This window comes from Neorhizobium descurainiae (genome assembly GCF_051400715.1).
Lineage (GTDB): Bacteria > Pseudomonadota > Alphaproteobacteria > Rhizobiales > Rhizobiaceae > Neorhizobium.
The window spans coordinates 526,807-551,248 of sequence record NZ_JBLFFK010000002.1; the positions used below are offsets into that span (position 1 = coordinate 526,807).

Annotated in this window: 22 protein-coding genes, 1 tRNA gene and 1 pseudogene; 11 read left to right on the top strand and 13 right to left on the bottom strand. The window is 62.1% G+C overall.

Going from position 1 to position 24,442, the window contains the following annotated elements:
* Nucleotides 1–43: 43 nt before the first annotated feature.
* Nucleotides 44–3,766 carry a response regulator gene (locus ACMGE0_RS06180; protein WP_436814975.1) on the bottom strand — a complete coding sequence of 1,241 codons (3,723 nt, stop codon included), beginning with the start codon at nt 3,764–3,766 and terminating at the stop codon, nt 44–46.
* A 448-nt stretch (nt 3,767–4,214) separates the two neighbouring features.
* On the opposite strand from ACMGE0_RS06180, the gene ACMGE0_RS06185 reads away from it, so the two are divergent.
* Complete coding sequence (locus ACMGE0_RS06185) at nt 4,215–4,553, top strand: hypothetical protein (RefSeq protein WP_436814976.1); 339 nt, start codon at nt 4,215–4,217, stop codon at nt 4,551–4,553.
* Nucleotides 4,554–4,619: 66 nt separating this feature from the next.
* Here the strand turns inward: ACMGE0_RS06185 and ACMGE0_RS06190 are convergent, their stop codons facing one another.
* The gene (locus ACMGE0_RS06190) at nt 4,620–5,105 is read right to left on the bottom strand and encodes a type II toxin-antitoxin system VapC family toxin (RefSeq protein WP_436814977.1); all 486 of its coding nucleotides are present in this window, start codon (nt 5,103–5,105) and stop codon (nt 4,620–4,622) included.
* Between the two features lie 64 nt (nt 5,106–5,169).
* Complete coding sequence (locus ACMGE0_RS06195; RefSeq protein ID WP_436814978.1) at nt 5,170–5,481, bottom strand: hypothetical protein; 312 nt, start codon at nt 5,479–5,481, stop codon at nt 5,170–5,172.
* A 310-nt stretch (nt 5,482–5,791) separates the two neighbouring features.
* On the opposite strand from ACMGE0_RS06195, the gene ACMGE0_RS06200 reads away from it, so the two are divergent.
* Nucleotides 5,792–7,585, top strand: coding sequence for a DEAD/DEAH box helicase (locus ACMGE0_RS06200; protein ID WP_436814979.1), 1,794 nt, complete (start codon nt 5,792–5,794; stop codon nt 7,583–7,585).
* Between the two features lie 199 nt (nt 7,586–7,784).
* On the opposite strand, the gene ACMGE0_RS06205 is transcribed toward ACMGE0_RS06200, so the two are convergent.
* Both ACMGE0_RS06205 and ACMGE0_RS06210 read right to left on the bottom strand, forming a co-directional pair.
* Complete coding sequence (locus ACMGE0_RS06205) at nt 7,785–8,423, bottom strand: nucleotidyltransferase domain-containing protein (protein ID WP_436814980.1); 639 nt, start codon at nt 8,421–8,423, stop codon at nt 7,785–7,787.
* Between the two features lie 43 nt (nt 8,424–8,466).
* Nucleotides 8,467–9,357, bottom strand: coding sequence for a DMT family transporter (locus ACMGE0_RS06210; RefSeq protein ID WP_436814981.1), 891 nt, complete (start codon nt 9,355–9,357; stop codon nt 8,467–8,469).
* Between ACMGE0_RS06210 and ACMGE0_RS06215 the strand changes: the two genes are divergently transcribed.
* The 4 genes from ACMGE0_RS06215 to ACMGE0_RS06230 are packed head-to-tail and all read left to right on the top strand — an operon-like array spanning nt 9,356 to nt 12,907.
* Nucleotides 9,356–9,691, top strand: coding sequence for a hypothetical protein (locus ACMGE0_RS06215; RefSeq protein WP_436814982.1), 336 nt, complete (start codon nt 9,356–9,358; stop codon nt 9,689–9,691). The two genes, ACMGE0_RS06210 and ACMGE0_RS06215, sit on opposite strands and share 2 nt — an antisense overlap.
* A complete protein-coding gene (locus ACMGE0_RS06220) occupies nt 9,670–11,079 on the top strand; it encodes a circularly permuted type 2 ATP-grasp protein (protein WP_436814983.1) in 1,410 nt (469 codons plus the stop codon). Before ACMGE0_RS06215 ends, ACMGE0_RS06220 begins: the two co-directional genes overlap by 22 nt.
* Nucleotides 11,080–11,091: 12 nt before the next feature.
* Entirely contained in the window at nt 11,092–12,033 is a 942-nt protein-coding gene (locus ACMGE0_RS06225; protein WP_436814984.1) for an alpha-E domain-containing protein, read from the top strand.
* Between the two features lie 25 nt (nt 12,034–12,058).
* A complete protein-coding gene (locus ACMGE0_RS06230; protein ID WP_436814985.1) occupies nt 12,059–12,907 on the top strand; it encodes a transglutaminase family protein in 849 nt (282 codons plus the stop codon).
* A 6-nt stretch (nt 12,908–12,913) separates the two neighbouring features.
* Here ACMGE0_RS06230 and ACMGE0_RS06235 read toward each other — a convergent pair whose 3' ends face one another.
* Both ACMGE0_RS06235 and ACMGE0_RS06240 read right to left on the bottom strand, forming a co-directional pair.
* Entirely contained in the window at nt 12,914–13,324 is a 411-nt protein-coding gene (locus tag ACMGE0_RS06235; protein WP_436814986.1) for a type II toxin-antitoxin system VapC family toxin, read from the bottom strand.
* Nucleotides 13,321–13,566 (bottom strand): type II toxin-antitoxin system Phd/YefM family antitoxin, encoded by a 246-nt coding sequence (locus ACMGE0_RS06240; protein ID WP_436814987.1) that lies wholly within the window; start codon nt 13,564–13,566, stop codon nt 13,321–13,323. The genes ACMGE0_RS06235 and ACMGE0_RS06240 overlap by 4 nt, the downstream gene beginning before the upstream one ends.
* A gap of 118 nt (nt 13,567–13,684) precedes the next feature.
* On the opposite strand from ACMGE0_RS06240, the gene ACMGE0_RS06245 reads away from it, so the two are divergent.
* Nucleotides 13,685–14,152, top strand: a complete 468-nt coding sequence (locus ACMGE0_RS06245; RefSeq protein WP_436814988.1) for a hypothetical protein — start codon at nt 13,685–13,687, stop codon at nt 14,150–14,152.
* Between the two features lie 60 nt (nt 14,153–14,212).
* On the opposite strand, the gene ACMGE0_RS06250 is transcribed toward ACMGE0_RS06245, so the two are convergent.
* Entirely contained in the window at nt 14,213–14,425 is a 213-nt protein-coding gene (locus tag ACMGE0_RS06250; protein WP_436814989.1) for a DUF3329 domain-containing protein, read from the bottom strand.
* 4 nt (nt 14,426–14,429) lie between these two features.
* Nucleotides 14,430–15,656 (bottom strand): ROK family transcriptional regulator, encoded by a 1,227-nt coding sequence (locus ACMGE0_RS06255; protein ID WP_436814990.1) that lies wholly within the window; start codon nt 15,654–15,656, stop codon nt 14,430–14,432.
* Between the two features lie 204 nt (nt 15,657–15,860).
* Here ACMGE0_RS06255 and xylF point away from each other — a divergent pair, with 204 nt between their 5' ends.
* From xylF to ACMGE0_RS06275, 4 genes are all read left to right on the top strand, one after another.
* Nucleotides 15,861–16,901 (top strand): D-xylose ABC transporter substrate-binding protein, encoded by a 1,041-nt coding sequence (gene xylF, locus ACMGE0_RS06260; protein WP_436814991.1) that lies wholly within the window; start codon nt 15,861–15,863, stop codon nt 16,899–16,901.
* A gap of 173 nt (nt 16,902–17,074) precedes the next feature.
* Nucleotides 17,075–18,418: a sugar ABC transporter permease gene (locus ACMGE0_RS06265; RefSeq protein WP_436814992.1), complete on the top strand. Its 1,344-nt coding sequence runs from the start codon at nt 17,075–17,077 to the stop codon at nt 18,416–18,418.
* Nucleotides 18,419–18,432: 14 nt separating this feature from the next.
* Nucleotides 18,433–19,218: an ATP-binding cassette domain-containing protein gene (locus ACMGE0_RS06270; RefSeq protein ID WP_436814993.1), complete on the top strand. Its 786-nt coding sequence runs from the start codon at nt 18,433–18,435 to the stop codon at nt 19,216–19,218.
* 210 nt (nt 19,219–19,428) lie between these two features.
* Nucleotides 19,429–19,505: transfer RNA gene (locus ACMGE0_RS06275), tRNA-Arg, on the top strand.
* A gap of 344 nt (nt 19,506–19,849) precedes the next feature.
* Here ACMGE0_RS06275 and ACMGE0_RS06280 read toward each other — a convergent pair.
* From ACMGE0_RS06280 to ACMGE0_RS06295, 4 genes and pseudogenes are all read right to left on the bottom strand, one after another.
* A pseudogene (locus tag ACMGE0_RS06280) lies at nt 19,850–20,223 on the bottom strand (transposase); the annotation flags it as partial.
* Nucleotides 20,224–20,815: 592 nt separating this feature from the next.
* The gene (locus ACMGE0_RS06285; RefSeq protein WP_436814994.1) at nt 20,816–22,243 is read right to left on the bottom strand and encodes a TRAP transporter large permease; all 1,428 of its coding nucleotides are present in this window, start codon (nt 22,241–22,243) and stop codon (nt 20,816–20,818) included.
* Nucleotides 22,240–22,887, bottom strand: coding sequence for a TRAP transporter small permease subunit (locus tag ACMGE0_RS06290; RefSeq protein ID WP_436814995.1), 648 nt, complete (start codon nt 22,885–22,887; stop codon nt 22,240–22,242). The genes ACMGE0_RS06285 and ACMGE0_RS06290 overlap by 4 nt, the downstream gene beginning before the upstream one ends.
* Nucleotides 22,888–22,946: 59 nt before the next feature.
* Entirely contained in the window at nt 22,947–24,077 is a 1,131-nt protein-coding gene (locus tag ACMGE0_RS06295; RefSeq protein WP_436814996.1) for a TRAP transporter substrate-binding protein, read from the bottom strand.
* Nucleotides 24,078–24,442 lie beyond the last annotated feature (365 nt).

A 24,442-nucleotide genomic window follows, 5' to 3' on the forward strand; every position in this document is an offset into this window, starting at 1 on the left:
GGCTCCGGAATTCTCCGCCGCGATCTGGACGAGGCGGAAGGGCCTATTGCGAAACCGATGTCATCACAGCCCCGCCGAGCCATGTACGGATCTTGGCTTCCAGCGCCTCCGGGCTGATCGGCTTGGAGAGATAATCGTCCATGCCCGCCTGGAAGCAGAGTTCCCGGTCGCTTTCGAGCGCATGCGCCGTGACGCCGATGATCGGCGTATGGGTGCCGGTTTCCTGTTCCATCTCGCGGATTTTCCGGGTCGCCTGATGCCCGTTCATGACCGGCATGGACACGTCCATGAGGATCACCGCCGGATCGTGCTCCTTCCATGCGTCGACCGCCTCGGCGCCGTTCTTGACGATCTGGAAAAGCCAGCCGGTCGTCTGCAGGATCTGGGTGAAGACGATCTGGTTGACCTCGTTGTCCTCGGCGACCAGCACGTCGAGCGTCGCCGCCGAGCGGACCGGCGGCGTCGAGGACGGCTCTGCGGCGAAGATCGGCGCCGGGGAGGCTGCCGGCGCCGGAACGGGAACAGCAGCGGGCGTTGGGACTTGCACGGCAGCCGGAACGGCTGCGGCCGGCTGCGGCCGGGGGGCGATCTGCAGGTTCTCGAGCGCGCGCCGTTTGGTGCGGATGGAGCGGACCACGTCGATGATCGTGCTGCGCAGAAGATTGGCGCGGGCAGGCTTCATCAGATGCGCCTGAATGTTCAAGGCGGCGAAGGTGCTGTCGTCGCCCGCCATGTCCATGGAGGTCAGGAAGACGACGCCGGTGCCGTCGAAGCGCGGATCGCGCCGCATCTGCCTTGCGAAATCCAGCCCGTTCATCTCCGGCATGTGATAGTCGAGCACGATCACGTCGACCACGACGCCGATGCGGGCGGCCTCCCGGATGATCGCCAGGCCCTCGGCGCCGCTTTCGGCCGCGACCGTGTCGAAGCCCCACATGTTGAGCTGTTCGGTCAGGATGCGGCGATTGACGGCATTGTCGTCGACGACGAGGATGCGTGCGCCGCTCGTATTGATCGGCAGCGCCGTCTGGACATTGCGCTCGCTGACCACCTGGAACGGCAGATGCACGGTGAAGACCGAACCGCGGCCGATTTCGCTTTCCACATCGATGTGGCCGCCGAAAAGTTCCGTGAGGCCGGCGGTGATCGCGAGCCCGAGGCCGGTGCCCTCGTGGCGGCGGGTGGAGGACGTGTCCACCTGCGAGAATTTTTCGAAGACCGATTTCAGCTTCTCGTCCGGAATGCCGAGCCCGGTATCCTCGATGCGGACCGACAGCATCATCTCGCCCGGGCCGATCGGCTTCGAGATGAGGTCGATGAAGACATGTCCCTTTTCGGTGAACTTCACCGCATTGCCGACGAGATTGGTGATGATCTGGCGGAAGCGGCCGGCATCGCCCATCACCGTCTCGCGGATCGAGGCGTCGCCGCGGACGATGAGCTCGATATCCTTCTCGGCGGCGGAAGAGGAAAGCAGCGTCGCCACGTCCTCGATGGCCTCCACCGGATCGAACGGCGCCTTGCGGAGCTTCATCTGGCCGGCATCGATCTTGGAGAAATCCAGGATGTCGTTGATGATGGTGAGCAGCGCGTTGCCCGACTTGACGATGATGTCGATGAACGTCTTCTGGCGGGTGTCGAGATTGGATTTGGCGAGCAGTTCCGCCATGCCGAGCACGCCGTTCATCGGCGTGCGGATCTCGTGGCTCATATTGGCCAGGAACTCCGATTTCGCCCGGTCGGCCGCCTCCGCCCGCTGCAGGAGACGCGTCAGATCCTCCTCGCGGCCTTTCATTTCGGTGACGTCGGTGAAGACCGCCAGCCAGTGATCGCTGCCGGTGAGGTTCGCCTCCACCTGGATCCACTTGTGCCCGCCGATACGGAAGGACGCGTGCACCGGCCTGCCGGCCGCGACATTCTCCTCCCAGGCCTTCAGCGTTTCCGCCGCTTCCTCGGGCGCGCCGAGATCGCCGCGCTCGACGCAATAGCCGAAGATATCCCGCCACAGGCCTCCCGACATCACCATCTCGGCCGGGATGTCGAGCATGGCCGTCAGCGCATCGTTGGAGAAGATGACCGCGCCGTCATGCAGGATGAGCAGCCCTTGGGACATGGCGCTCGTCGCGTCGCGCATCAACGCGCCGTGGCTCTCGAGCGCGGCACGGGCCTCGTGCACCTCCTGCTCGCGCTTGCGGATCGCCGTGATGTCCATGTAGGTGAGCAGCGTCTTGTCGCCGGAAAGCCGCGTGCCCGAGATCACCAGGGTCCGGCCGTTGCGGCTCTTCACCTCGATCGGCGGCCGGTCGACGTCCTCCTTCAGCGCGGCGACGCGCTCGTCGTAGATCTGGTCGAAGCTCCGGGCCGAGCCGGAATAGATGCCGTGCTCGAAATTGACCTTGAGGAAGTCGCGATAGGAGCGGCCCGGCAGATCGAACTGTTCGCCGGCGTCCCAGAAATCATAGAAGCTCGGATTGGCGTATTCGAAATCGAACGCGTCATCGAGAATGGCTATCCCGACGGGGATGGCATTCAGCATCGTTTCCAGGTCTTGGCTGAGCTTCTCCGCCTTGTTCTGCGCCTCCTTGATGAGGGAGACGTCCGTGCGCGAGCCGACGAGGTGATGGGCGCCGTCCTCGGTCGTGATGCGGCGCAGGCGCGTGATGACCGGAACGACGGAGCCGTCGGGGAAGGCGACATCCTCCGACTTGTCGATCTCCTCGCCTTCCATGACCCGGTCGTTTTCAAGCCGGTAACGCTCGGCCGCATCCGGGAACATCTCCGTCTCGGTCTTGCCGAGGAACTGCTCGCGCGGGGCGCCCAGCATCGCCTCGTAGGCGGCATTCGCATAGGTGAGCTGACGATCGCCGTTGCGGACGAAGACCGGAACCGGAAGGTCTTCCAGAACCGCGCGCAGCAGCATGGTCTCCGAGACCTGCGTGCGCAGGAGCATCTCCTGCTCCTTGAATTCGGTCACGTCGTGCCTGATGGCGATCAGCAGGCCGTTTTCCAGCCGCTTGTTCACGCTTCTGAGCCATCGCCCGTCGGCAAGCTCGTCGATGCTTTCCGAATAGGGAAGCTCGAAGGGCTTCATCCGCTGCGCTATCCACGCGTCCTTGTCCGGCGCCCGAGGCCCGAAGCTTTCCGGCGACAGGCGCAGCCGCCGATCGTAGGCATGCCCCAGGATTTCCCGAAGCGTGATGCCCGGCTTGAGGTCGATTGAGATGGACGAGAAATGATCGATGAGCTGCGAATTGCAGTAGAGCAGCGCGTTGTTCTTGTCGTAGATGCCGATGCCCATTTCGAGCATGTCGAGGGCGTCGTCGAGTAGGGTGCTGTTGAAAAGCGAGATCGGTCCCGTCTTGGCAACCGCCGCAGGCCGGGCCTCGCCCCTGACTTCCGGAGCGGCGCCGAGGTCCGGAGCCGATACGAAGGACCCGAAGAGATAGGTATGATCCTCCTCGGTGAGAAAGCGCTCGATGCGGATTTCATGGCGAATCACGCCGGACCGGTCGAAGCAGAACGCCGTTTCGTCCGTGCCGAACACGATCGCCCGGCATTCCTTCTCCTTGCGGTCGGCATCCTCCGGAGCGCCCGACAGGCCGCGGCTGGTCTTGCCGGCGAATTCGTCCGGCTGCATGCCGAAAAGGCGCGCATAAGCCGCGTTCACCGCCACGTAAGTGAGCGCGCTGTCCTTGATGAAGGCGGGTTCGGCGAGATCGTTGATCCGCTCGCACGCCGTTTTCAAGAGTTCGCTTTCCGTCTCCACCGTGCCACTCCGCCGCGCCGGCCAATTGCCGCTTCGATTCGTTTGCCCTCAAATTAATTGATGAAACCATGGCGAGCGTTAACAACGTGTTGTTGAAGCCGGGCGAAGGTTCGCAATTCAGACGGCTATCCGACTTTCCACGCGGAGCCGCGTGACGTTCCCTTCGGATCGGCGACCCCGATCGAGGAGGAATAGGGACGAGTCGGCAAGCGCCGAAAGTCGCGTGGGGACCATGATTCAAGACCGCCCCAGGTTTTCCTCACCGCCGCCACATTGCCGACGCAATGCCGACCGGCGATTGCTTCGCATCGGCGGAAATCAACCTTAGACGGCACCAAGCTGAACAGCCGTTCAGATAGGGCCATGGCCCGCCTCCATCAATCCGCCGCCTTTGAGCACGACGCTTCCCGGGTGCCCTTGATCGACAAAAGGGGAAAGGAACACGACCATGTCCGTAATGAAAAAGACCCTATCGGCAGGCCTCATCGCATTGTCCGTCGCAGGCGCCCTGACGGCGACTGCCCCCGCGGCTGAAGCCCGCGACCGCCACCACGATGTCTGGCCGGGCGTCGCGGCCGGCCTCGCAGGCGGCATCATCGGCGGCGCGATCATCGCCGGGTCGCAGCGGCCCGTCTATGTCGAGCCGGAATACGAATACGCCCCGCCGCCGCCGCCGGTCTACCATCGCACCTACTATCGTGCCGAGTATGCACCGCGCTGCCATTACGAATGGGTCGAGAACGAATGGGGCGATGCCTACCGCGCCCGCGTCTGCCCGCGCTACTGACTGGGCCGATCGGCCGCAGCGTCAGCATGAAAGCCTGCTCCTTTCCAGGGAGCAGGCTTTTGCGTTTTAGTAATGGATGAACTGGCCGTGCGCCGCGAGTTGCTGGATGAGGTCGAACTCGTCACGGTTGCTGGTCAGCACCGGCAGGCCCGCCTTCGCCGCCGTCAGGAAGATCAGCGCGTCGTTCAGACATTCCTTGCGCTGATGCGGCTTGAAATTTTGCGTGCGCGCCAGCGTGCCGGCGATCAGCCCCGCTTCGGTCCAGATTTGCGGATCGGGCGTGAGGAGGCGGGCAGCGGGAATGGTTGTGACGAAGTCGCTATAGTGATCGCGAAGCTCTCGCCAACCAGGATGATATGGGTCTGCGTTCGCAACGCCTGTTGCCAGTTCCGAAATGCAAACAGAACAGTGGAACGCAAGACTTTCAAGCATGAGCGCCCGGACCGGCAAGGGAAGAGAGCCCGCGGCAAAGCGTATATAGACATTCGTGTCCGGCACGATCTTCGCTGGCGTATCGGCAAGATATTCTGACGCTGAAAGCAGCGCCCCCATCGGGCGGGGCCTCAGTTGGCCTCGCCTTTTCTCAGGCTTAATCCGTCGAAGGCCAGCAGAAAAATCAATAGTCAAGCGTGTGGTCTTTTCCAAGCCTGCCGTAATTTTCAAAAAGAAACTTTACAGAGGGATCGGGCTTGGCCAGCACAGCGAGGGCTATTCTGACGAGTTCCGTCGGCTTGTCCGTGCCGGCCTCGATCTTGGCGGCATCGACGAGTGCCTTCGGCAGGCGCACGCTCAGATGCTCCGTAGCCTCGCCGTCGAGAAGCCCGGCACGGCGTGCATCCTCCATGACCACGGCCGCGCGGGAGATCGGCCGGACAACGTTATCCGTCTCGGCTGAGGCAATGGTCTTGCGGGCCTTGCGTGCGGTCATGAAGGAACTCCTTTGTGTGTAGAATAAAACAAAAACGCACACAAATCCAGAAAACCTGTTCGTCATCCCACGTTTCGCAGTTGCGAAACATTCACTTGACTTTTGCCCTGAAACCTACCAAATGCGCTTCAGCTTTCACCTTCCGGCCGCCGCGTGAGCTGGCCCCGCGTCAATAGAACCGCGAAGAAGGAACAAGGCGCACAGATAGATCGCCCTCGACCCTCGAGGGTTTAAGCGCTGGAAAGCAATTTCCAACTTACAAGTTCCCACTTCACGCGGGGTTCTTGACGCCAGAGGCAAGCCGGACAGCATGGTGCTGACCCGGGCGATGGCTCTTGGCGCCCCCGAAAAGGTATTCGACTTGACGAATTTCCACGAGCTTGGCCTCGCCAAGCAGATCGTAGCCACCCTCTCTCAGCTTGGTTACGAAACGCCGACGCCGATCCAGGCGCAGGCTATCCCCGAACTTCTCAAAGGCCGCGACATGATCGGCCTTGCCCAGACCGGCACCGGCAAGACCGCCGCCTTCGGTCTCCCCCTCATCGAGATGCTCGTGAAAGAGCCGAAGCGTCCCGACAACCGCACAACCCGCACGCTCATCCTTGCTCCGACCCGCGAACTGGTCAACCAGATCGCCGTCAACCTCAAGAGCTACGTCCGCAATACGCCCCTGAAGATCAACGCCGTCGTCGGCGGCGCTTCGATCAACAAGCAGCAGCTGCAGCTCGAAAAGGGCACCGACATCCTCGTGGCGACGCCCGGCCGCCTGCTCGACCTCATCGCCCGTCGTGCGATCGGCCTGACTGCCGTACGTTACCTCGTGCTCGACGAGGCCGATCAGATGCTCGACCTCGGCTTCATCCATGACCTGCGCAAGATTTCGAAAATGGTCCCGGCCAGGCGCCAGACCCTGCTCTTCTCGGCTACCATGCCGAAAGCCATCGCCGATCTCGCCGCCGATTTTCTGAAGGATCCGGTGCAGGTCTCGGTCACCCCGCCCGGCAAGGCTGCCGACAAGGTCGAGCAATACGTTCACTTCGTCGCCGGCAAGAACGACAAGACCGAGCTTCTGAAGAAGTCGCTCTCAGAGAACCCGGACGGGCGCGCCATGGTCTTCCTGCGCACCAAGCACACCGCCGAAAAGCTCGCCAAGCATCTGGAACACCTCGAATTCGAGGTCGCCTCGATCCACGGCAACAAGAGCCAGGGGCAGCGCGAGCGGGCGCTGAAGGCGTTCCGCGAGGGCGACATCCGCGTGCTGGTGGCGACCGACGTCGCGGCCCGCGGCATCGACATCCCGGGCGTCACGCATGTCTTCAATTACGACCTGCCGGAAGTGCCGGACGCCTATGTGCACCGTATCGGCCGCACGGCCCGCGCCGGCCGCGACGGCATCGCGATCGCCTTCTGCGCCCCGGACGAAACCGGTCTCCTGCGCGACATCGAACGCCTGATGGGCATCGAGATCGCCACCGCCTCCGGCGAACGTCCGGAAGGGCTGAGCCGCCCGTCGCGCGGCGGCAACAACAACCGCGGCGGCAATCGCGGCCGTGGCGGGAATGGTCAGGGCCGTGGCCGTAGCGAAGGTCGTGGAAACGGCGAAGGCCGTCCGGAACGTCGCGAACGCCCGGCCCGCCGCCCGCGTCCCGAAGGCGATGTCGCGGAATTCGCCGGCCGTCCGGAAGAGCGCGGCGAGCGTCAGGACCGTCCGTTCCGAGGCGACCGCCCGAACCGGGACAACCGCCGCAACGAGGACTTTCGCGGCCAACGCCGCGGCGAGGAAGCACCGCGCTTCGAAGCCGACAGCGATCTCGCCTCCACCTCGGATTTCCGTCCGGCCAAGAAGCAGTTCGGTCCTCAGAACGGCGCGGAAGGACGTCCCCACCGCAACGGCGGCCAAGGCAAGGGGCATCACGGTCAGGGCCAGGGCAAGCGCGAACACGCAGCCCACGGCGCCCACGAGTCCGGCAACCAGCGCAAGGCTCACAATGGCGGCCAGGGCCGCAACCAGGGTGAAAACCGCGGTCCGGTGAAGTTCGGCAGCGACAACCGTCCAGATCATCGCACTGGCGGCCAGCAGGGCCGCAGGCGCAGCCGGGCGTAAATCAGCCTATCAACGACGATGACAAGCGGCCGGGTTCAGACCCGGCCGTCAGCCTGTTGACGAACCTCCGTCTTACTCGGCGTCATCCTCGGCCTTGTGCCGAGGATCTATAAATATCAATGGTTTGCAGATGCTCGGGACAGGCCCGAGCATGACGGAAGAGAAGTTCTCGCCTTCGTCAGCAATCTGGCGGCCGGGGTCAGACCCGGCCGTTTTCGTTTTCGGAATGCCGGCGAAGCCTTTTCGCCCAGTCGTGGGCGGGATGGAGCAGGTCGAGACAAGCTCTCAGCCAGTCCCGCTCCGCCGCTGTCAGCTTCGCAGACGCATTTTCGAAATCGGCCTCATCCTTCGGGCGCCGATACTTCGCCTTGAACAGGAGGATCGCGGCGGGCTTGAGATAGGGAATGCCTTCGGCAGTCTTGCCGACCATCTCCGCACGGGGCAGAGCAATGGATGCATCTCTCTTGCAGATCCAGGTGTCCGGCGTTCCCGGCTCGATCATCATATCCACCCGCCAGCGTCCTTCCGCGATGTCCTGGCACCATATCTGCCAGATATGCGTCGGCGGCTCTGCATCCGGAGGCAGATACTCCACGATGCCGTTCCCGACCGTGTAGAACCGCATGCCCTCGAGGGAGCGGCGGAAGGCACTGAAATCACTCCGCAGGATGGTGAATTCGAGGTCCTCGTGCCGGCGGGTCTCGTACCCGTGCCAGAGGTCGAGAGCCCAGCCTCCGACCACGCACCAGGGCTTCGACATGGCGCTCAGCCGGCGCGCGAGTTCGGCCGGGTGCCAGGCGGACCACGCGCCGTGATCGATTGGCGGATATGGCGGCATGAACCCGGTCTCCATTCGTGGTCCGCGGCCTTGGCAGAGCGCCCTACCCGGCCGCTTCCGTTTTCGCCTTCCTGTTCACCATGTAGACGCCCGCCACGACGATGACGGTGCCGACGATCATCGGCAGCGTCAACGGCTCGCCGAAGAGGATCGCCGCCTCGATCGCCACGACCGGCGGCATGAGGTAGATGAGCGAGGCTGCCCGCGACACCTGTCCGCGGCGGATGAGATAAAGGAGCAGGCCGACCGCACCCATGGACAGGCCGAAGACCGACCAGGCCATGGCGAACACGGCCTCATGCGTCCAGTCGAAACGCAGGTTTTCGAGCGCCAGCGCAAGCGGGATCGTGACGATCAGCGCGCCGACGAATTGCAGCGTGGCGATCGAGAAGAGGTCACCTTCCTGCAGGTGCCGCTTCTGGTAAAGCGTTCCGTAGGTGACGGAGGTCATGGCCACCAGATTGATGATCACCGGAAAGCCGAGCCCCGCCAGGCCGCGGTCGAAAACGTCGAGAAGCTGCGGCGAAATCGCGAGCAGGATGCCCGCGAAGCCGAGCGCCAGGCCGAGCTTCTGCGCCGGCCGGAGACGCTCGCCGAGGAACAGCGGTGCGACCATGGCCGTCAGCAGCGGCTGAAGCCCCGCGATGATGCCGGAGAGGCCCGCCGGCACGCCCTGCCCGATCGCATACCAGACGCCGGCGAGATAAAACCCGTGCAGGAAGACGCCGGAGATGATCGCATGGCCGATCTGCCCTCGGCTCCTTGGCCACTTCGCCCCCACGATCAGACAGACGATGAAGAAGGCGGCCGCGGCCAGCGCATGCCGGGCCGCCAGGAAGGTTATCGGATCGGCATGGGGGGCCGCATATTTCGCGACGATCCAGCCCGTGGACCAGAGGAAGACGAAGAGGGCCGGAGCCAGGCGATCGAGCATGAGGGGATTTCCGGCCGATTCTGCGGGAGACAGGTCGCGTTTCTCTATGCCCGGCGGGATTGATGGTCAAAGCAGAAAAACTGATCGCAACGTTGAACGCCGCTTGAACAGCACTTGGGCAGTTGATGGTTTTGAAGGCAGAGAAAGGATCATGCCGTTCGAAGGCAGGATGCCCGCGCCGCCGACAGCGGTGCATTTACGTCCGGGGGGCGAGTTTTTCGACACGCCGGAATTTGCGCAGGCAACTGTGCACGGTTCTTGCATTGCTATCTGCGTTGTACTCTTATGGTCGAAAAACCGGGGAACGCGCCTTTGGCATTTGATGAAATGTTGACCACGGAAAATCTTCCGCGACCGCCATACAAGACCTACCACGAGTGGTACACGGGCCAGGATGCGGCCCACCTGCTCCGCAAAACCCAGGACGCGGAAAACATCTTCAGAAAGACGGGCATCACCTTCGCGGTCTACGGACACGCGGACAGTTCCGAAAAGCTCATCCCCTTCGATATCATTCCCCGCATCATCTCCGGCCGCGAATGGCGCAAGCTGGCCCAGGGCATTGAGCAGCGGGTTCTGGCGCTGAACGCCTTCCTCGACGACATCTACCACAAGCAGGAGATCATCAAGGCGGGGCGCGTACCCCGCGAACTGATCGAGAAGAATACCGCCTTCCTGCCGGAGATGATCGGCTTCAAGCCGCCGGGCGGCGTCTACACCCATATCGTCGGCACCGATATCGTGCGCACCGGCGAGGACCAGTTCTACGTGCTGGAGGACAATGCCCGCACGCCTTCCGGCGTTTCCTACATGCTGGAAAACCGGGAAACCATGATGCAGATGTTCCCGGAACTCTTCGCGCTGAACAAGGTGCAGCGCGTCGAGGACTATCCCCGCCTGCTGCGCCAGTCGCTCGCCTCGCTGGCGCCGCCCGGCTGCAAGGGCAAGCCGCGCGTCGCGGTGCTGACGCCGGGTATCTACAATTCCGCCTATTACGAACATTCCTTCCTCGCCGACCAGATGGGCGTCGAGCTGGTGGAAGGCGGCGACCTGCGCGTCATCGACGGGCGCGTGAAGATGCGCACAACCCGCGGCTACGAGGCGATCGACGTGCTCTACCGCCGCGTCGACGACGATTTCCTCGATCCGCTGACCTTCCGGCCGGATTCGGCGCTCGGCATCCCCGGCATCATGGACGTCTACCGCGCCGGCAACATCACCATCGCCAACGCGCCCGGGACCGGCATTTCTGACGACAAGGCGATCTATTCCTACATGCCGGAGATCGTCGAGTTCTACACCGGCCGCAAGGCATTGCTCGAGAACGTGCCGACCTGGCGCTGTTCGGAACCCCAAAGCCTCAAATACGTGCTGGAGCATATCGAGGAGCTCGTCATCAAGGAGGTGCACGGTTCCGGCGGCTACGGCATGCTGGTCGGCCCGACCGCGACCAAGAAGGAGCGCGCCGATTTCGCGGAAAAACTCGCAGCCAAGCCGGGCAACTACATCGCCCAGCCGACGCTCGCCCTTTCCACCGTGCCGATCTTCGTCAACAAGGGCATCGCGCCGCGGCATGTCGACCTCAGGCCCTATGTGCTCGTCTCCGACAAGGTGAAGATCATTCCCGGCGGCTTGACCCGCGTGGCGCTGAAACAGGGATCATTGGTGGTCAATTCCAGCCAGGGCGGCGGCACCAAGGACACCTGGGTCCTGGAAGATTGAGGTCGTAGTCATATGCTCGGAAGAACTGCAAACGGCCTCTATTGGATGTTCCGCTACATCGAGAGGGCCGAGAACATCGCCCGCCTCGTCGATGCCGGCCTGCGCGTCTCGCTGACCCGCGCCGGCTCCTCCGACGAGGACTGGCACGGCGTGCTCGAAAGCGCCGGCGTGCGCGAGGCCTATTCGGAAGTGCATGCCGAACTGACGGCGGTGGACGCGATCGACTACCTGCTGCGCGACCGGTCCAATCCGTCGAGCGTCATGTCCTGCATCGAGTGGGGCCGCAACAACGCCCGCATGGTGCGCACGGCCCTGACCCGCGAGACCTGGGAAGCCACCAACGAGGCCTGGATCGACTTGAAGGCCGGGCTTGCCCGCAAGCTGAAACCCGCCGACCTGCCCGAACTGATCGACGTCATCAAGCATCGCTGCGGACTGATCCGCGGCGCCTTTCACGGCTCGATGCTCAGGAACGACCTCTACAATTTCTCGCGCATCGGCACCTTCATCGAGCGGGCCGACAATACGAGCCGCATCCTCGACGTGAAATATTACGTGCTCTTGCCGTCGGTGAGCCAGGTGGGCTCGGCGCTCGACAACATGCAGTGGGAATCGATCCTGCGCTCCGTTTCGGCGCAGCGCTCCTACGGCTGGGTCTATGACGGGGAGTACCAGGCCGCCAATATCGCCGACTTCCTGATCCTCAAGGTGCAGATGCCCCGCTCTCTCGCCTATTGCTACGAGAAGATCGTCAGCAATCTCGGCTATCTCGCCGAAACCTATGGCGAACGGCTGAAGGCGCATGGGACGGCTGATGCCATCCACTCCATTCTCAAGCGCGGCACGATCGCCGACATCATGGACCACGGCCTGCACGAATTCCTCGAAGATTTCGTCAGCCGCAACAACCAGCTCAGCGTCGAGATTTCCGAAGGCTACCGTTTCTATCAGTAGGCCAGAGACTGGCAGAAAGACGCACATGCGGCTGAAAATTTCCCACACGACCGAGTATCTCTATGACGAACCGGTGCCCTATTCGCTGCAGCGCCTCAGGCTGACCCCGGTCGACGGACCGGGCCAGAAGGTGCTGAACTGGGCGATCACGGTCGACGGCGCCAGAATCGAAGCGGGCTATGCGGACCAGTACGGCAACCGCACGGAACTCGTCTCCGTGGAAGGCGCGGAGCACACGATCCGCATCGTGGCCTCCGGCGAGGTGGAGACAGAGGACCGCGCCGGCGTCTACGGCCCGCATCAGGGCTTCTGCCCGCTCTGGCTCTTCCTGCGCGAGACCTCGCGGACGAAACCTGGAAAGCTTATCAAGGAATTGGCAAGAAGTCTTAAAGGCGACAGCGAACTCGCCCAGATGCATGCGCTGATGGAGGCGATCCACGAGGCGGTCGCCTATACGCCCGGCACGACGGACACCGAGACGAGTGCCGAAGAGGCGCTTTCCGCGAAGACCGGCGTGTGTCAGGACCATGCGCATATCTTCGTTTCCGCCGCCCGGCTACTCGACATTCCCGCCCGCTATGTCTCCGGCTATCTGTTGATGGAGGGGACGACCGAGCAGGTGGCGACCCATGCCTGGGCGGAAGCGCATCTGCCCGGGCTCGGCTGGGTCGGTTTCGACGCGGCGAACAAGATCTGCCCCGACGACCGTTACGTGCGGATCGCCTCCGGCCTCTGCTACCGCGACTGCGCGCCGGTCTCGGGCATGCGCATCGGCCCGACACGCGGAAGCTTCGGAGAGAATCTCAAAGTGTCATTGACCGTATCGGCAGGGCAGACGCAAAGCCAGAACGGTCAAAGCCAAAGCCAGTCATAGGAATAACTAAGCCGTAGCGTCGACTACGCTAAGATAACCGTGCGCAGCGTAAGCAAGAATAGCCTCATCGGCGGTGAACAGCGGTACGCTGAGATGGCGCGCCGTAGCCACAATGATCCTATCCGCCGGATCATTGTGGAAGTCGCCGGGCAATCTAACACTTTCAACCGCAATAGCAGGCTCCAACGGAATCAATTTTATACGCGGATGCCCGAGCACTTCATCGAGCCATCGTGACACCTCCATACCCAATGGCAGACGGCCTTTTTTATCCAAGAGCGCGATTTCCCACGGGGTAATTGCTGAAACAAACACCTCTCCTGCATCACCGGTGTCGAGCATGTCCCTTGCACGGGACCCAAGCTTTGGATTGCGGCTAGTAATCCATACCAGCACATGGGTGTCGATCAGGATCATTTGTAAGCGTCCCACTCGCCGGGGTCGATCGCCGGCGCGAAGGGGTCATCGTAGCGGGAAACCGTCCCTTCCATCAGCCCCCAAAGCGGCTTGATAGCATTGTCTTTCCGCACGGGCGTCAGCACGGCAACCGGCTTTCCACGCTTGGTAATCGTAATCGGCTGACCATCTTCATTCATCTCGTCGATAAGGCGCAGGCAAGTTGCCTTGAACTCCGCTGCGGCAACGGTTTTCGACTTCATGACCACATCTCCTGTACACATATACCTAAATATAGTCACTTTCCGTCTCATTCAATAGCCGCAAGCCCTGCACCACCTCCGCATGTTCTCCTCCCGCCTCACGACAAGAGGGTGAGGCATGCTGTTCGGACAATCGGTCTTCCAGTCGGTGCTGACGCGCTTGAGGGAAGAACAGGACGAGGAGGTGGCCGAAGGAACCGAGACGGGCTTCCGCATCAAGGGGCTTGGCCTGGGTTTCGTCGCGCCGACGAATGAAGGGCCTTCGGCGGCAGGCGATACCGAAGCCTATTTCGCCTTTCTGCCCGAACTACCTGAGCTGGAACAACCCGCACCCGACGAGGAAGAGCCTGCGGCGGCGCCCCCGATCCCCCCTCACCTGCTTCGGCTGACGGTGGAGGAAATCGCCGGCGAGCTTGCAATCACCGCAACCGACACTGAAGCCACACTCGCCGAAAAGCGACGCCGGTTCGCCAAGGCCAATCACCCGGACGGCGTCGCTCCTGAATTTCGGGAGAACGCCAACATCCGCATGAAGACCGCCAATCTTTTGATCGATACGGCGATCAAGGGGCTTTTCTGGCGGTAATCAGGACTTTTTTCGCATGTGGTTATCCCAAAACCGGCGACCGTTTTCGGGCGGCATGCGCTATTCCTGTTTCTCGTCCAGCGGCTTCGGGGTCGGCGGCTTGCGCTTTTCAATGAACAGCTTGTAGGTGGCGTAGACCCCCATGGCGCCGACGATGATCGCCCAGATCGGTTCGCCGGTATAAAGCTCGAACGCCGCCCAGACGGCGCAGACGACCGGGATGAGCAGCCGCCGCCAGAGCGGTTCGTAGAATGGATGGTTCGGATCGATCATGAGGTCACTCCCCGGCCGCCTGCATATGCGGCCGCGAGGCGATTATATCCTGATCGACGATGGAAAACGCAAGATTGAGATGCCCCTCGAACACCAGCGAAGGTTCGTCCGGCACGACCAGCAGGCCCGGCATGCCGCCGAGCCGCACGACCTGGGTCTGTGACAGCCCCTCCTCTATCCCCGCCTGCAGGAGATCGTAGTGCCGGGTACCCGGGCCGGTGATGAAGACCGGCATGTGCCCGTGCAGGCTCAACAGCCGGGAGAGCCCGTTGCCGAGCGCCACGCCTGCCTGACGGAAGGCGAACTGCGCCATGCGGTTGCCCTGCCGGGCGCCCGTGGCGATCTTGTCGATCTCCGCGACCGGCACGAACTTTGCCGGGATCGTATCCATCGGCACCTCGAAGGCGGTGCGCAAAATGGCGTAGAAACCCGCATAGGCCTCCACACAGCCGCGCGCGCCGCAGCGACAGAGCCCGCCGTTCGGCATATGCAGCATATGCCCGAAATTCGGCGCGGATATCTCCGGCACGCCGGCGCCTCCCCGCCTAGCGATCCCGAGCCCGATGCTGTGACCAAGCGACAGCGCCGCGAGCACCGGCTCGCCGTCGCCCTTCCTCTTCGCTTCCCGTTCGAGAAGCGCGCCGGCGACCAGCAGCGTCTCGTTGTTGAGGATGACCTTGGCCGACCAGCCATCGGTCGGCGCCTGGGCAAAATCCACCGGCTGGGCGCCGAAGACCGGCGACCAGACGAGCACCGGATCGGCCGGATGCGCGAGCCCCTTGCTGCTGATCGAAACGAGCAGCACCCTGCCCGGATCGATGCGCGAACGGGTGACGGCGCGGGTCAGGGCCGCCGAGACGGAGGCGAGAAAGGCCGCGGTCCCCCCCTCGCCGCGCGGCTCCGCGAAACGGTCGAGCAGCGTGCCGGCATAGTCCACCAGCGAATACTGGATGCTGTCGGAGGAGATGATGACGATGACGAGATAGCCGCAGCCGCGCCGCTGGCTGAAGAGCACGCGCGGCCGGCCGCGGCCCGAAACCGCCTGCTGCTCGCTCTTCTCGATGATGCGGGCCCGTTCCAGATCGGCGGTGATGGCGGAGACGGTGGCGGAGGCCAGACCCGTCGCATCCGAAATTTCCGTATGCGCGAGCCGACCATGGCGGCGCAGCGCCGACAGAACCAGCGCACTGTTCTGCTGCCGGACCAGTTCCGTGCTCGATTTCGCCAGCATTCCGCTTGCCGCTCCTCCTCGCTCCCTCCTGTCGATACGGCAGTGCCTTGTCCTCCACAAGTGCCGATTGACAGCCTTTCAAATCTCTGACATCTCATTTCTCGACTGTCGAGAAAAAAGCTTGGAAGCTTTCTCCGGCAGGCCATCCGGCGGGGGGAGAGCACGGAGGCTTGTGGCCCATCCGCCGTCACTCGGGAGGACATTATGAGATCGTTCGTAAAGCTGATGGCCGGCGCGGCCATCCTCGTTTCCATGCATACCGCAGCCATGGCGCAGCAGGTCGTCGTCGGCGTCTCCTGGTCGAACTTCCAGGAAGAGCGCTGGAAGACCGACGAAGCTGCGATCAAGAAGGCGCTCGAAGCCGCCGGCGCCAAATATATTTCCGCCGACGCCCAGTCTTCCGCCGCCAAGCAGCTCACCGACGTCGAATCGCTGATCGCCCAGGGCGCCAATGCGCTGATCGTGCTCGCCCAGGATTCCGACGCGATCGGCCCGGCGATCGAAAAGGCGAGCGCCGAAGGCATTCCCGTTGTCGGCTACGACCGCCTGATCGAGAACCCGGACGCCTTCTACATCACCTTCGACAACAAGGAAGTCGGCCGCATGCAGGCCGAAGGCGTGTTCAAGGTGAAGCCGGAAGGCAATTACGTCTTCATCAAGGGCAATTCGGCAGACCCGAACGCGGATTTCCTGTTCTCGGGCCAGATGGAAGTGCTGAAACCCGCAATCGACGCCGGCAAGATCAAGAATGTCGGCGAAGCCTATACGGACGGCTGGAAGCCGGAAAACGCCCAGCGGAACATGGAGCAGTTCCTGACCAAGAACGACAACAAGGTCGATGCGGTCGTGGCTTCCAACGACGGCACCGCCGGCGGCGCGATCGCGGCGCTCGATGCCCAGGGGCTCGCGGGCTCCGTTCCGGTCTCCGGCCAGGACGCCGACAAGGCGGCACTGAACCGCGTGGCGCTCGGCACCCAGACCGTTTCCGTCTGGAAGGACAGCCGCGAGCTCGGCAAGAATGCCGCCGAGATCGCCCTCGCCCTCGCATCGGGCAAGAAGATGAGCGAGATCCCGAACGTCCAGACCTTCACCGGCGGTCCGAAGAAGCAGGCGATGCAATCGGTTTTCCTGAAGCCGCAGCCGATCACTAAGGACAACCTGAACCTGGTCATCGACGCCGGCTGGATCAGCAAGGCCGAAGCCTGCCAAGGCGTCAAGGCCGGCACGGTCGCCGCCTGCAACTGAGCAGGGACCATTCCGGATCGATAAAGCAGTCCGACGCCGCAGCATGTCTGCCGCGGCGTCGGTTTTCGGCGTAAGATGATGCGGCCGCCGGGATGCGGCGAAGCGTCATGGGAGGCAGTGCCGGCATCAGTGCCGCGCGTAATGCCTCAAGACAAGGTGGAGAACGGCAGGACATGGCCGACACGATTAATTCCACGACGAATTCCACGGCATCGGGCAATTCCACGACGTCGGGAGGAACCGGACGCGCGGAAGGCAATCTCGTCGCGCGCTTCTTCCGCGCGACCGAGATCGACACGCGCCTGCTCGGCATGATCGGCGCGCTGCTGGTCATCTGGGTCGGTTTCCACATCCTGACCGGCGGTCTTTTCCTGACGCCGCGGAACCTGTGGTTTCTCTCGGTGCAGACCGCATCCGTCGCCGTCATGGCGACCGGCATGGTTCTGGTCATCGTCACCCGCAACATCGACCTTTCCGTCGGCTCCATCCTCGGCTTCACCGGGATGATCATGGGCGTTCTGCAGGCGCAGCTGCTGCCGCAGGTGCTCGGCTTCAACCACCCCGCCACCTGGGCGATCGCGCTTGCCGGCGGCCTCGTCGTCGGCGGCCTGATCGGCGCTTTTCAGGGCTCGATCATCGCCTTTTTGAACGTCCCCTCCTTCATCGTCACGCTCGGCGGCCTGCTCGTCTGGCGCGGCGCCACCTGGTATGTGACGAGCGGCCAGACGGTCGCGCCGATGGACGCCAACTTCCGCCTGATGGGCGGCGGCACTGACGGTTCGATCGGCGCCACCTGGAGCTGGATCGTCGGCGTTCTCGCCTGTCTCGCGATCGTCGCGGCGATCGTCAACGGCCGCCGCCAGCGCAAGCGCTTCCACTTCCCACGCCGGCCGATCTGGGCCGAATACGTGCTGGCGGGACTGGGCTGCATCATCGTGCTCGGCGTCGTCTCGATCGCCAACGATTATTACTGGCCGATCAACATCGCCCGGCGTTATGCGGAAGCCAACGGCATTGCCTGGCCGGAAGGCGGCCTCTTCATCTCCCACGGCATCGCCGTACCGGTGCTGATGGCGATCGCCGTCGGCATCGTCATGACCTTCATCGCGACGAGGCTGCGCTTCGGCCGCTACGTCTTCGCGATCGGCGGCAACCCGGAAGCCGCGGAGCTTGCCGGCATCAAGACCCGCTGGGTGACGGTGAAGATCTTCGCCCTGATGGGCGTCCTCTGCGCCATCGCCGCGGCGATCTCGACGGCCCGCCTGAATGCCGCGACCAACGCGCAAGGGGAGCTCGACGAGCTCTATACGATCGCCGCGGCCGTCATCGGCGGCACCTCGCTTTCGGGCGGCGTCGGCACGATCGCCGGCGCCATGCTCGGCGCGCTTCTCATGCAGTCGCTGCAATCCGGCATGGTGCTGCTCGGCATCGACACGCCCTTCCAGCGCATCGTCGTCGGCGCCGTGCTCGTGCTCGCCGTCTGGCTCGATACCGTCTACCGCGCCAAGGCCAAGTAACAGGAGTTTTCATCGTGACGGAACAAACCACTCCGCTCGTGGAAATGAAGAACATTTCCATCTCCTTCGGCGGGATCCACGCGGTCGAGAACGCCTCGGTCGATCTTTTCCCCGGCGAGGTCGTGGCCCTTCTCGGCCATAACGGCGCCGGCAAATCGACGCTGATCAAGATTCTCTCGGGCGCCTACAGGCGGGACGAAGGCGATATCCTGATCAACGGCGAGCCGGCCGAGATCCGCAATCCGCGCGACGCCAAGAAATACGGCATCGAGACGATCTACCAGACGCTCGCCGTCGCCGACAACGTGGATGCCGCCGCCAACCTCTATCTAGGCCGCGAGCTGAGGACGAAATGGGGCACGCTCGACGACGTCGCCATGGAAGCCAGCACCCGCGAGGTGATGGGGCGCCTGAACCCCAATTTCAGGCGCTTCAAGGAGCCGGTAAAGGCGCTCTCGGGCGGCCAGCGGCAATCGGTGGCGATCGCCCGCGCGATCCTCTTCGACGCCCGTATCCTGATCATGGACGAGCCGACGGCGGCGCTCGGACCGCAGGAGACGGCGCAGGTGGGCGACCTGATCAAGCAGCTGAAGCGCGAGGGGATCGGCATCTTCCTGATCAGCCACGACATCCACGACGTCTTCGACCTCGCCGACCGCGTCTTCGTGATGAAGAACGGCAAGGTGGTGGGCCACGCCCGCACCGGGGACGTCACCAAGGACGAGGTGCTCGGCATGATCATTCTGGGCAAGGTGCCGCCCGGCGCCTCACCGGGCCCGGGCGCCATGAAAGTGGCCTGATCGCTGGAAAAATGGCTTGGAAAATCGCGCCGCGCCCGCCCCTCGCGATCCGCCGCCATCAAAAAGTGCGCGAGGGCGGAGCCGGTTTCCCTCCGGGTTCCCTCATTCCCCTGAAATTGGCGCTCTTTGAAATTGACGATTGATGCGGCAGTCATCCTGGGTTAAGTACCTGCCATCGGACAAGGCGAGTCATCATCGTCTTTGCGGTTAGCACCCGTAGCTCAGCTGGATAGAGTGTTGGATTCCGATTCCAAAGGTCACAGGTTCGAATCCTGTCGGGTGCGCCAATATTTTCAAACAGTTACTGTGGATCGCTAAAGCTGAAAATGCGCTACAGGAAGCATATAGGAAGCAGCTAAAGATCAAGGCGAACTTGTGGAGAACTCCGAGGGTGTGGCGGGGCGGCGGCATTTAGGCAGATTACGTTAGCTTCAGGGCCGACGTCTTTCACAGCTAACGTGCAAAGCCACTTCGACAACTTCCCCAAACCCATGTGTCAGCTTCCGTGCCGCGACGCTCTTCGACGACGGCAGCGTTTGCCATGTCTCTCGGATTGAAGACTCGATCAACTACCTTCCGTATATTCCGGCTTTGAGGTTCCGAACGATTTAGGTTGTAGTGACGATTTAGATCATTTAAGCCCGAGCATGATGCTGGCAATTTTGCGCGAGGCTGAGGTAATTGGCGGCCAGCTTTGTGATATCTGGTTGTCATGCGCCGCCACTGCTTGAGCTTGGCGAAGAAGCTTTCGATGCCCCAGCGATTGCGGTAGGCGGTCCTGTCGTGCTGTTTCTGATATTTTCTTATGACGACGCGACGGAATGACCGGCTCGTCGCCTCCGTCGAGAATGATGTCGTGGAGGTTGGCAGCGTCGTAGGCTCCAGCCGGAAAGAACTTTGCCCTTGACCAACGCTGTGACCAGATCGCAGGCGGGTTGCCATGTCGTTTCGCTGGCCTGAATCGATCTCGAAGCAGACTGGCAGGCCAAGGACATCAACTACGGCACGAAAGCCTTACGTAGCCGCCTTGACGTGCCGCACGACCGCTCGGGGGCCGGACGGCGGACCGTCCGCTGCGAGGACACCTAGCACGAAAGCGGACATGCGGGGCCTCGGTGCGAAGGTCCGGGATCGGCCCGGAGCAGTCGTAGACCACGAGTATGACGTACGGCTCGATTTGGCGCTCATCGCGGACGCCGCGCACCGATGCCTTCTCGACGCGAGTTAACCGGAAGTTCGCGTAACGACGGAGCCTCTCGCTTTCACAGGGAGAGGCCATGGGTGATCAATTTCCAAGCCAAGAGCCCGTAGGTCGATGGACGAACGGGCTTTTTGCAGCGGATTGCCGTCACGAAAGGGCGGCGGTTGAACGATTGCGGTCTATCCAGACGATTTCGACGGGCGTAGCCGAAAGAGCTGATCCCAGATGTCGTACCCCGCAGGGACAATCCCGATCAGCAGTGCAGCGGCCAAATCGAACCGTGGAACAAACGCCAGGATGACCGCGCAGAACGCGACAAGCGTCACGAATGCAAATATTGCAAAAAACCGGCTTCTGTTCATCGGTCTATCCTTTCGGAATGGGCCAGACACTGCGTTATCTCTGCCCTCCATAGAGTAGATTCGGGAGCATGTAGACGATGCTCGGGAACAGATAGATGACCACCATGCAGAGAATGACTATCAACATATACGGCATCATGCCGCGGAAGATGTCGGTCAGTTTGACATGCGGAGGCGAGACGCCCTTCAAGTAGTATGCCGACATCGCCATGGGTGGTGATAGGAAGGCCGTCTGCAGGTTGATTGCCACGAGGATACCGAAGAACAGCGGATCGATCCCGAAATGCGGCAGCAGCGGAATGAAGATCGGGATGAAGATGACGATGATTTCAGTCCATTCCAGAGGCCAGCCGAGAATGAAGATGATGATCTGGGCCAGGATCAGGAACATCAGCGGCGACATGTCCAGGCCGGTCACGAAGTCACTGATGAACTGTTGGCCGCCGAGATAGGCGAATACCGACGCGAAGGTCGCCGAACCGACGAACAACCAACAGACCATCGCGGTCGTTCGCGCCGTCAGATACACCGACTCCTTCAGTCGCTGCCAGGTCAGCGCCCGATAGGCCGCAGCAAGCGCCAGCCCCCCCAATGCGCCGATTGCGGCGGCTTCCGACGGCGTTGCCAGGCCAAAGAGAATGGCACCCAGCACCGCAAGAATCAGAAAGGCGAGCGGCGCGAAGGATGTAAGCATCATCCAGGCGAGTTGGACCGGCGTGTGCTCGCCCACATCTTCTTTCGTTGGCCGCGGCGCCAGTTGCGGCTGCAGGATTGCTCGCACCACGACATAGATGAGATAAAACCCCGCCAGGGCGAGGCCGGGCAGGAGCGCCGCCGCATACATTCGGACAACCGAGATCCCGGAGGTGGCCGCATAGACGATCAGCAGGATGGAAGGCGGGATCAGGATCCCGAGCGTGCCGCCCGCGCAGATCACGCCCGTCGCGTAGCGCACGTCATACTTTGCCTTCAGCATCGCTGGTAGGGCGAGCAGTCCCATCAACGTCACCACGGCCCCGACGATGCCGGTTGCCGTGGCAAAGAGTGTGCAGGTGGCCAGGGCGGCGACCGCCATCGAGCCGGGCACCCGGCGCGTGGCGCTGAATAGCGTCGAGAACAGCCGATCGACGATGTTGGCTCGCTCGACGATGTAGCCCATGAACAGGAACAGCGGGATAGCCGTCAGCACGTCGTTCTGGATGACCGAGTAGGTCTGGTTGACGAACAGATCGAAGATCCGGTTGTTGAAGAAGCCGCCGATCCAGGTCTCCGCCAGTGTAAAGGCATCGCCGCCGGATTCGAGCGCGCGGTCATAGCCGCGCCACATGCGGCCGGCATCGAAATAGGCATAGTATCCGAAGCCGACACCCAGAGCCATCAAGGTGAACGCCACCGGGAAGCCGAGGAAGATGGTGAGGATCAGGATGAGGAGCATCCCGACGGCGATATGTGCATCCGTCATTGAGCGTCCTGATCCCGTGGTTCACGTCCAGCGTCAAGTTCCCGCGACGGAAGGAAACCCTCGTCCTCGGACTTGAGCACGTCCAGGCTTTTTGTTTCCAGCAGTACCTTTTCCAGTTCTTCGACATCTTCGGCCTGCTTCGGCCATTCGCCCGTCCTTATGCAGAGAATGCAGCGGAAGACCTGCGCAACGCCCTGCAGGAACAGGAGAATGCCGGCGGCGACGATCACGGCTTTGAACTGGAAGATCGGCACACCGGCGGGACTGTTGGAACTGAGCTCCAGGTAGCGCCAACTGCGTTCGGCATATTTCCAGCCCGAGAACACAAGCGCGGTTATACCGGGAAAGAAGAAGATGAAGTACAACACCAGTTCCAGCCTGGCCTGCGTGCGCGGTTTCCAGAGCCGGTAGATGAAGTCGCCGCGCACATGGCCATCACGCGAGAGGGTATACGCTCCCGCCATCATGAAGATCGTTCCATAGAGCATGTAGCTCAGATCGAAGGCCCAGGGGGTCGGCGCGCGAAAGAGGTAGCGTGCAACAACCTCATAGCCGACGCCGAAGGCCATGATGAATATCCCCCACGCGAACACCTTGCCGAACCACGCCGACAAATCGTCGGCGAATGCAATGTAACGGAGCATGCAAGCGCCTCCCTAACCTCGATGAGGGACGAGGCCCGGAAATACCGGGCCTTCACAATCTATTCTCCGAGGTTCAATTTTCCGGGGAAGTAGTGCTCATAGGCGAGTGCGAGATCGGCGGAGTTCATCAATTCGTAGTACACGACCCTCTCCACCCACCGCCGCTGACTGTCGAGCACCTTCTTCATGAACACATCCGCTTCAAGCGTGGGGATGATCTCATCCCAGGCCTTCAGTTGAGCATCCAGAATTTCCTTTGGAGTGCGGTGCACGGTCACGCCATGTTCGGCCTGGAGTTTTTGAAGGTCGCTTGAATAGTTGTCCATCGCGGACGCTGTATTCGCCGTGCTTGCTGCCTCCACGCCATATTCCAGGATCGCCTGCAGATCGTCGGGAAGGTCGTCAAACACATCCTTGTTGAAGAGGAACTCGAAAGATTCGCTCGCTTGATGGTAGGACGACAGCATGTAGTTCTTGGCGACATCCTGCGAACCAAACCGTATGTCAGAGGAGGGATTGTTGAACTCGAAGGCGTCGATGACACCTCGCTCCATTGCCGGCACGATCTCGCCGCCCGGAAGTTGAGCGACGCTCATGCCCATATTCTGCATGAGATCGGCGGCGAGCCCGACCGTACGATATTTGAGGCCGTTGACGTCGTTCACGGTCGCGACCTGGTTCTTGAACCAGCCGAACGGCTGCGCGGGCATCGGGAAGCCATAGAAGCCGTAAAGGTTCAGCCCCATGATGTCCTGGGTGAGTTCTCGGTAGAGATCCTTGCCGCCACCTTGATGGAACCATCCGAGCATGGTGGTTGCGCTGCCGCCAAATACCGGCCCGGTGCCGAAGAGGGAAGCTGCCTTGTGCTTTCCGTACCAATAGACGGGAACGGTGTGGGCTGCGTCGATCACGCCATCGTTGACGCCGTCGAGCACCTGAAACGCGCCGACGACCGTACCGGCAGGCATTAGTTCGAACTTCAGGCGTCCGCCGGACATTCGTTCGACCCGTTCGACGTACTGGCGGGCAAAATCCATCCAGATGTCCGACGCGGGCCAGGATGTTTGCATTTTAATGACGGTGGGTGCCTGGGCAAGCACGGCCGGGGCGGCAAGAGCCCCAACTGCGGTTACTCCAACGAGCGTAGATGCTCCCAGCAACTCTCGACGCGATACTGCCTTTTTGTTCATTGTTCTTCCTCCCTGAATTGTTGTCGAATTCTCCCTACATTTCCCGATAGTCTGCTAAGTTGAAGAAGAGGGCTCCCAACCTTTTCGCGATCAGTATCAACAACTGATTGTTCTCATTTCTCAATTATGCACACTTTTTGCAATTGTGACAGACGTTCAAGCGTTGTTGATGACAGCTTGGGGCTGTGATCCAACGGCCAAGGCACAGTACCGCTGCTCCGCGTTGTCTGGCCTACCTCAGCTTAGAAGAAAAAGCTGCTTTCGCCCATCGACGATGAACTGGAACCATGTGCTCGTTTTTAATCGCCTTCGTCCCAAGTCGATTAAGCCGGCGAGAGCCGACGTCCACACATGGCGCACAGATG

Bases quoted from the DNA above. Each gene is read 5' to 3' on its own strand.
- ACMGE0_RS06185 (WP_436814976.1), top strand. From the start codon at position 4,215: ATGTCCGTAATGAAAAAGACCCTATCGGCAGGCCTCATCGCATTGTCC.
- ACMGE0_RS06190 (WP_436814977.1), bottom strand. From the start codon at position 5,105: ATGGGGGCGCTGCTTTCAGCGTCAGAATATCTTGCCGATACGCCAGCG.
- ACMGE0_RS06195 (WP_436814978.1), bottom strand. From the start codon at position 5,481: ATGACCGCACGCAAGGCCCGCAAGACCATTGCCTCAGCCGAGACGGAT.
- ACMGE0_RS06200 (WP_436814979.1), top strand. From the start codon at position 5,792: ATGGTGCTGACCCGGGCGATGGCTCTTGGCGCCCCCGAAAAGGTATTC.
- ACMGE0_RS06205 (WP_436814980.1), bottom strand. From the start codon at position 8,423: ATGCCGCCATATCCGCCAATCGATCACGGCGCGTGGTCCGCCTGGCAC.
- ACMGE0_RS06215 (WP_436814982.1), top strand. From the start codon at position 9,356: ATGAGGGGATTTCCGGCCGATTCTGCGGGAGACAGGTCGCGTTTCTCT.
- ACMGE0_RS06210 (WP_436814981.1), bottom strand. From the start codon at position 9,357: ATGCTCGATCGCCTGGCTCCGGCCCTCTTCGTCTTCCTCTGGTCCACG.
- ACMGE0_RS06225 (WP_436814984.1), top strand. From the start codon at position 11,092: ATGCTCGGAAGAACTGCAAACGGCCTCTATTGGATGTTCCGCTACATC.
- ACMGE0_RS06230 (WP_436814985.1), top strand. From the start codon at position 12,059: ATGCGGCTGAAAATTTCCCACACGACCGAGTATCTCTATGACGAACCG.
- ACMGE0_RS06235 (WP_436814986.1), bottom strand. From the start codon at position 13,324: ATGATCCTGATCGACACCCATGTGCTGGTATGGATTACTAGCCGCAAT.
- ACMGE0_RS06240 (WP_436814987.1), bottom strand. From the start codon at position 13,566: ATGAAGTCGAAAACCGTTGCCGCAGCGGAGTTCAAGGCAACTTGCCTG.
- ACMGE0_RS06245 (WP_436814988.1), top strand. From the start codon at position 13,685: ATGCTGTTCGGACAATCGGTCTTCCAGTCGGTGCTGACGCGCTTGAGG.
- ACMGE0_RS06250 (WP_436814989.1), bottom strand. From the start codon at position 14,425: ATGATCGATCCGAACCATCCATTCTACGAACCGCTCTGGCGGCGGCTG.
- ACMGE0_RS06255 (WP_436814990.1), bottom strand. From the start codon at position 15,656: ATGCTGGCGAAATCGAGCACGGAACTGGTCCGGCAGCAGAACAGTGCG.
- xylF (WP_436814991.1), top strand. From the start codon at position 15,861: ATGAGATCGTTCGTAAAGCTGATGGCCGGCGCGGCCATCCTCGTTTCC.
- ACMGE0_RS06265 (WP_436814992.1), top strand. From the start codon at position 17,075: ATGGCCGACACGATTAATTCCACGACGAATTCCACGGCATCGGGCAAT.
- ACMGE0_RS06285 (WP_436814994.1), bottom strand. From the start codon at position 22,243: ATGACGGATGCACATATCGCCGTCGGGATGCTCCTCATCCTGATCCTC.
- ACMGE0_RS06290 (WP_436814995.1), bottom strand. From the start codon at position 22,887: ATGCTCCGTTACATTGCATTCGCCGACGATTTGTCGGCGTGGTTCGGC.
- ACMGE0_RS06295 (WP_436814996.1), bottom strand. From the start codon at position 24,077: ATGAACAAAAAGGCAGTATCGCGTCGAGAGTTGCTGGGAGCATCTACG.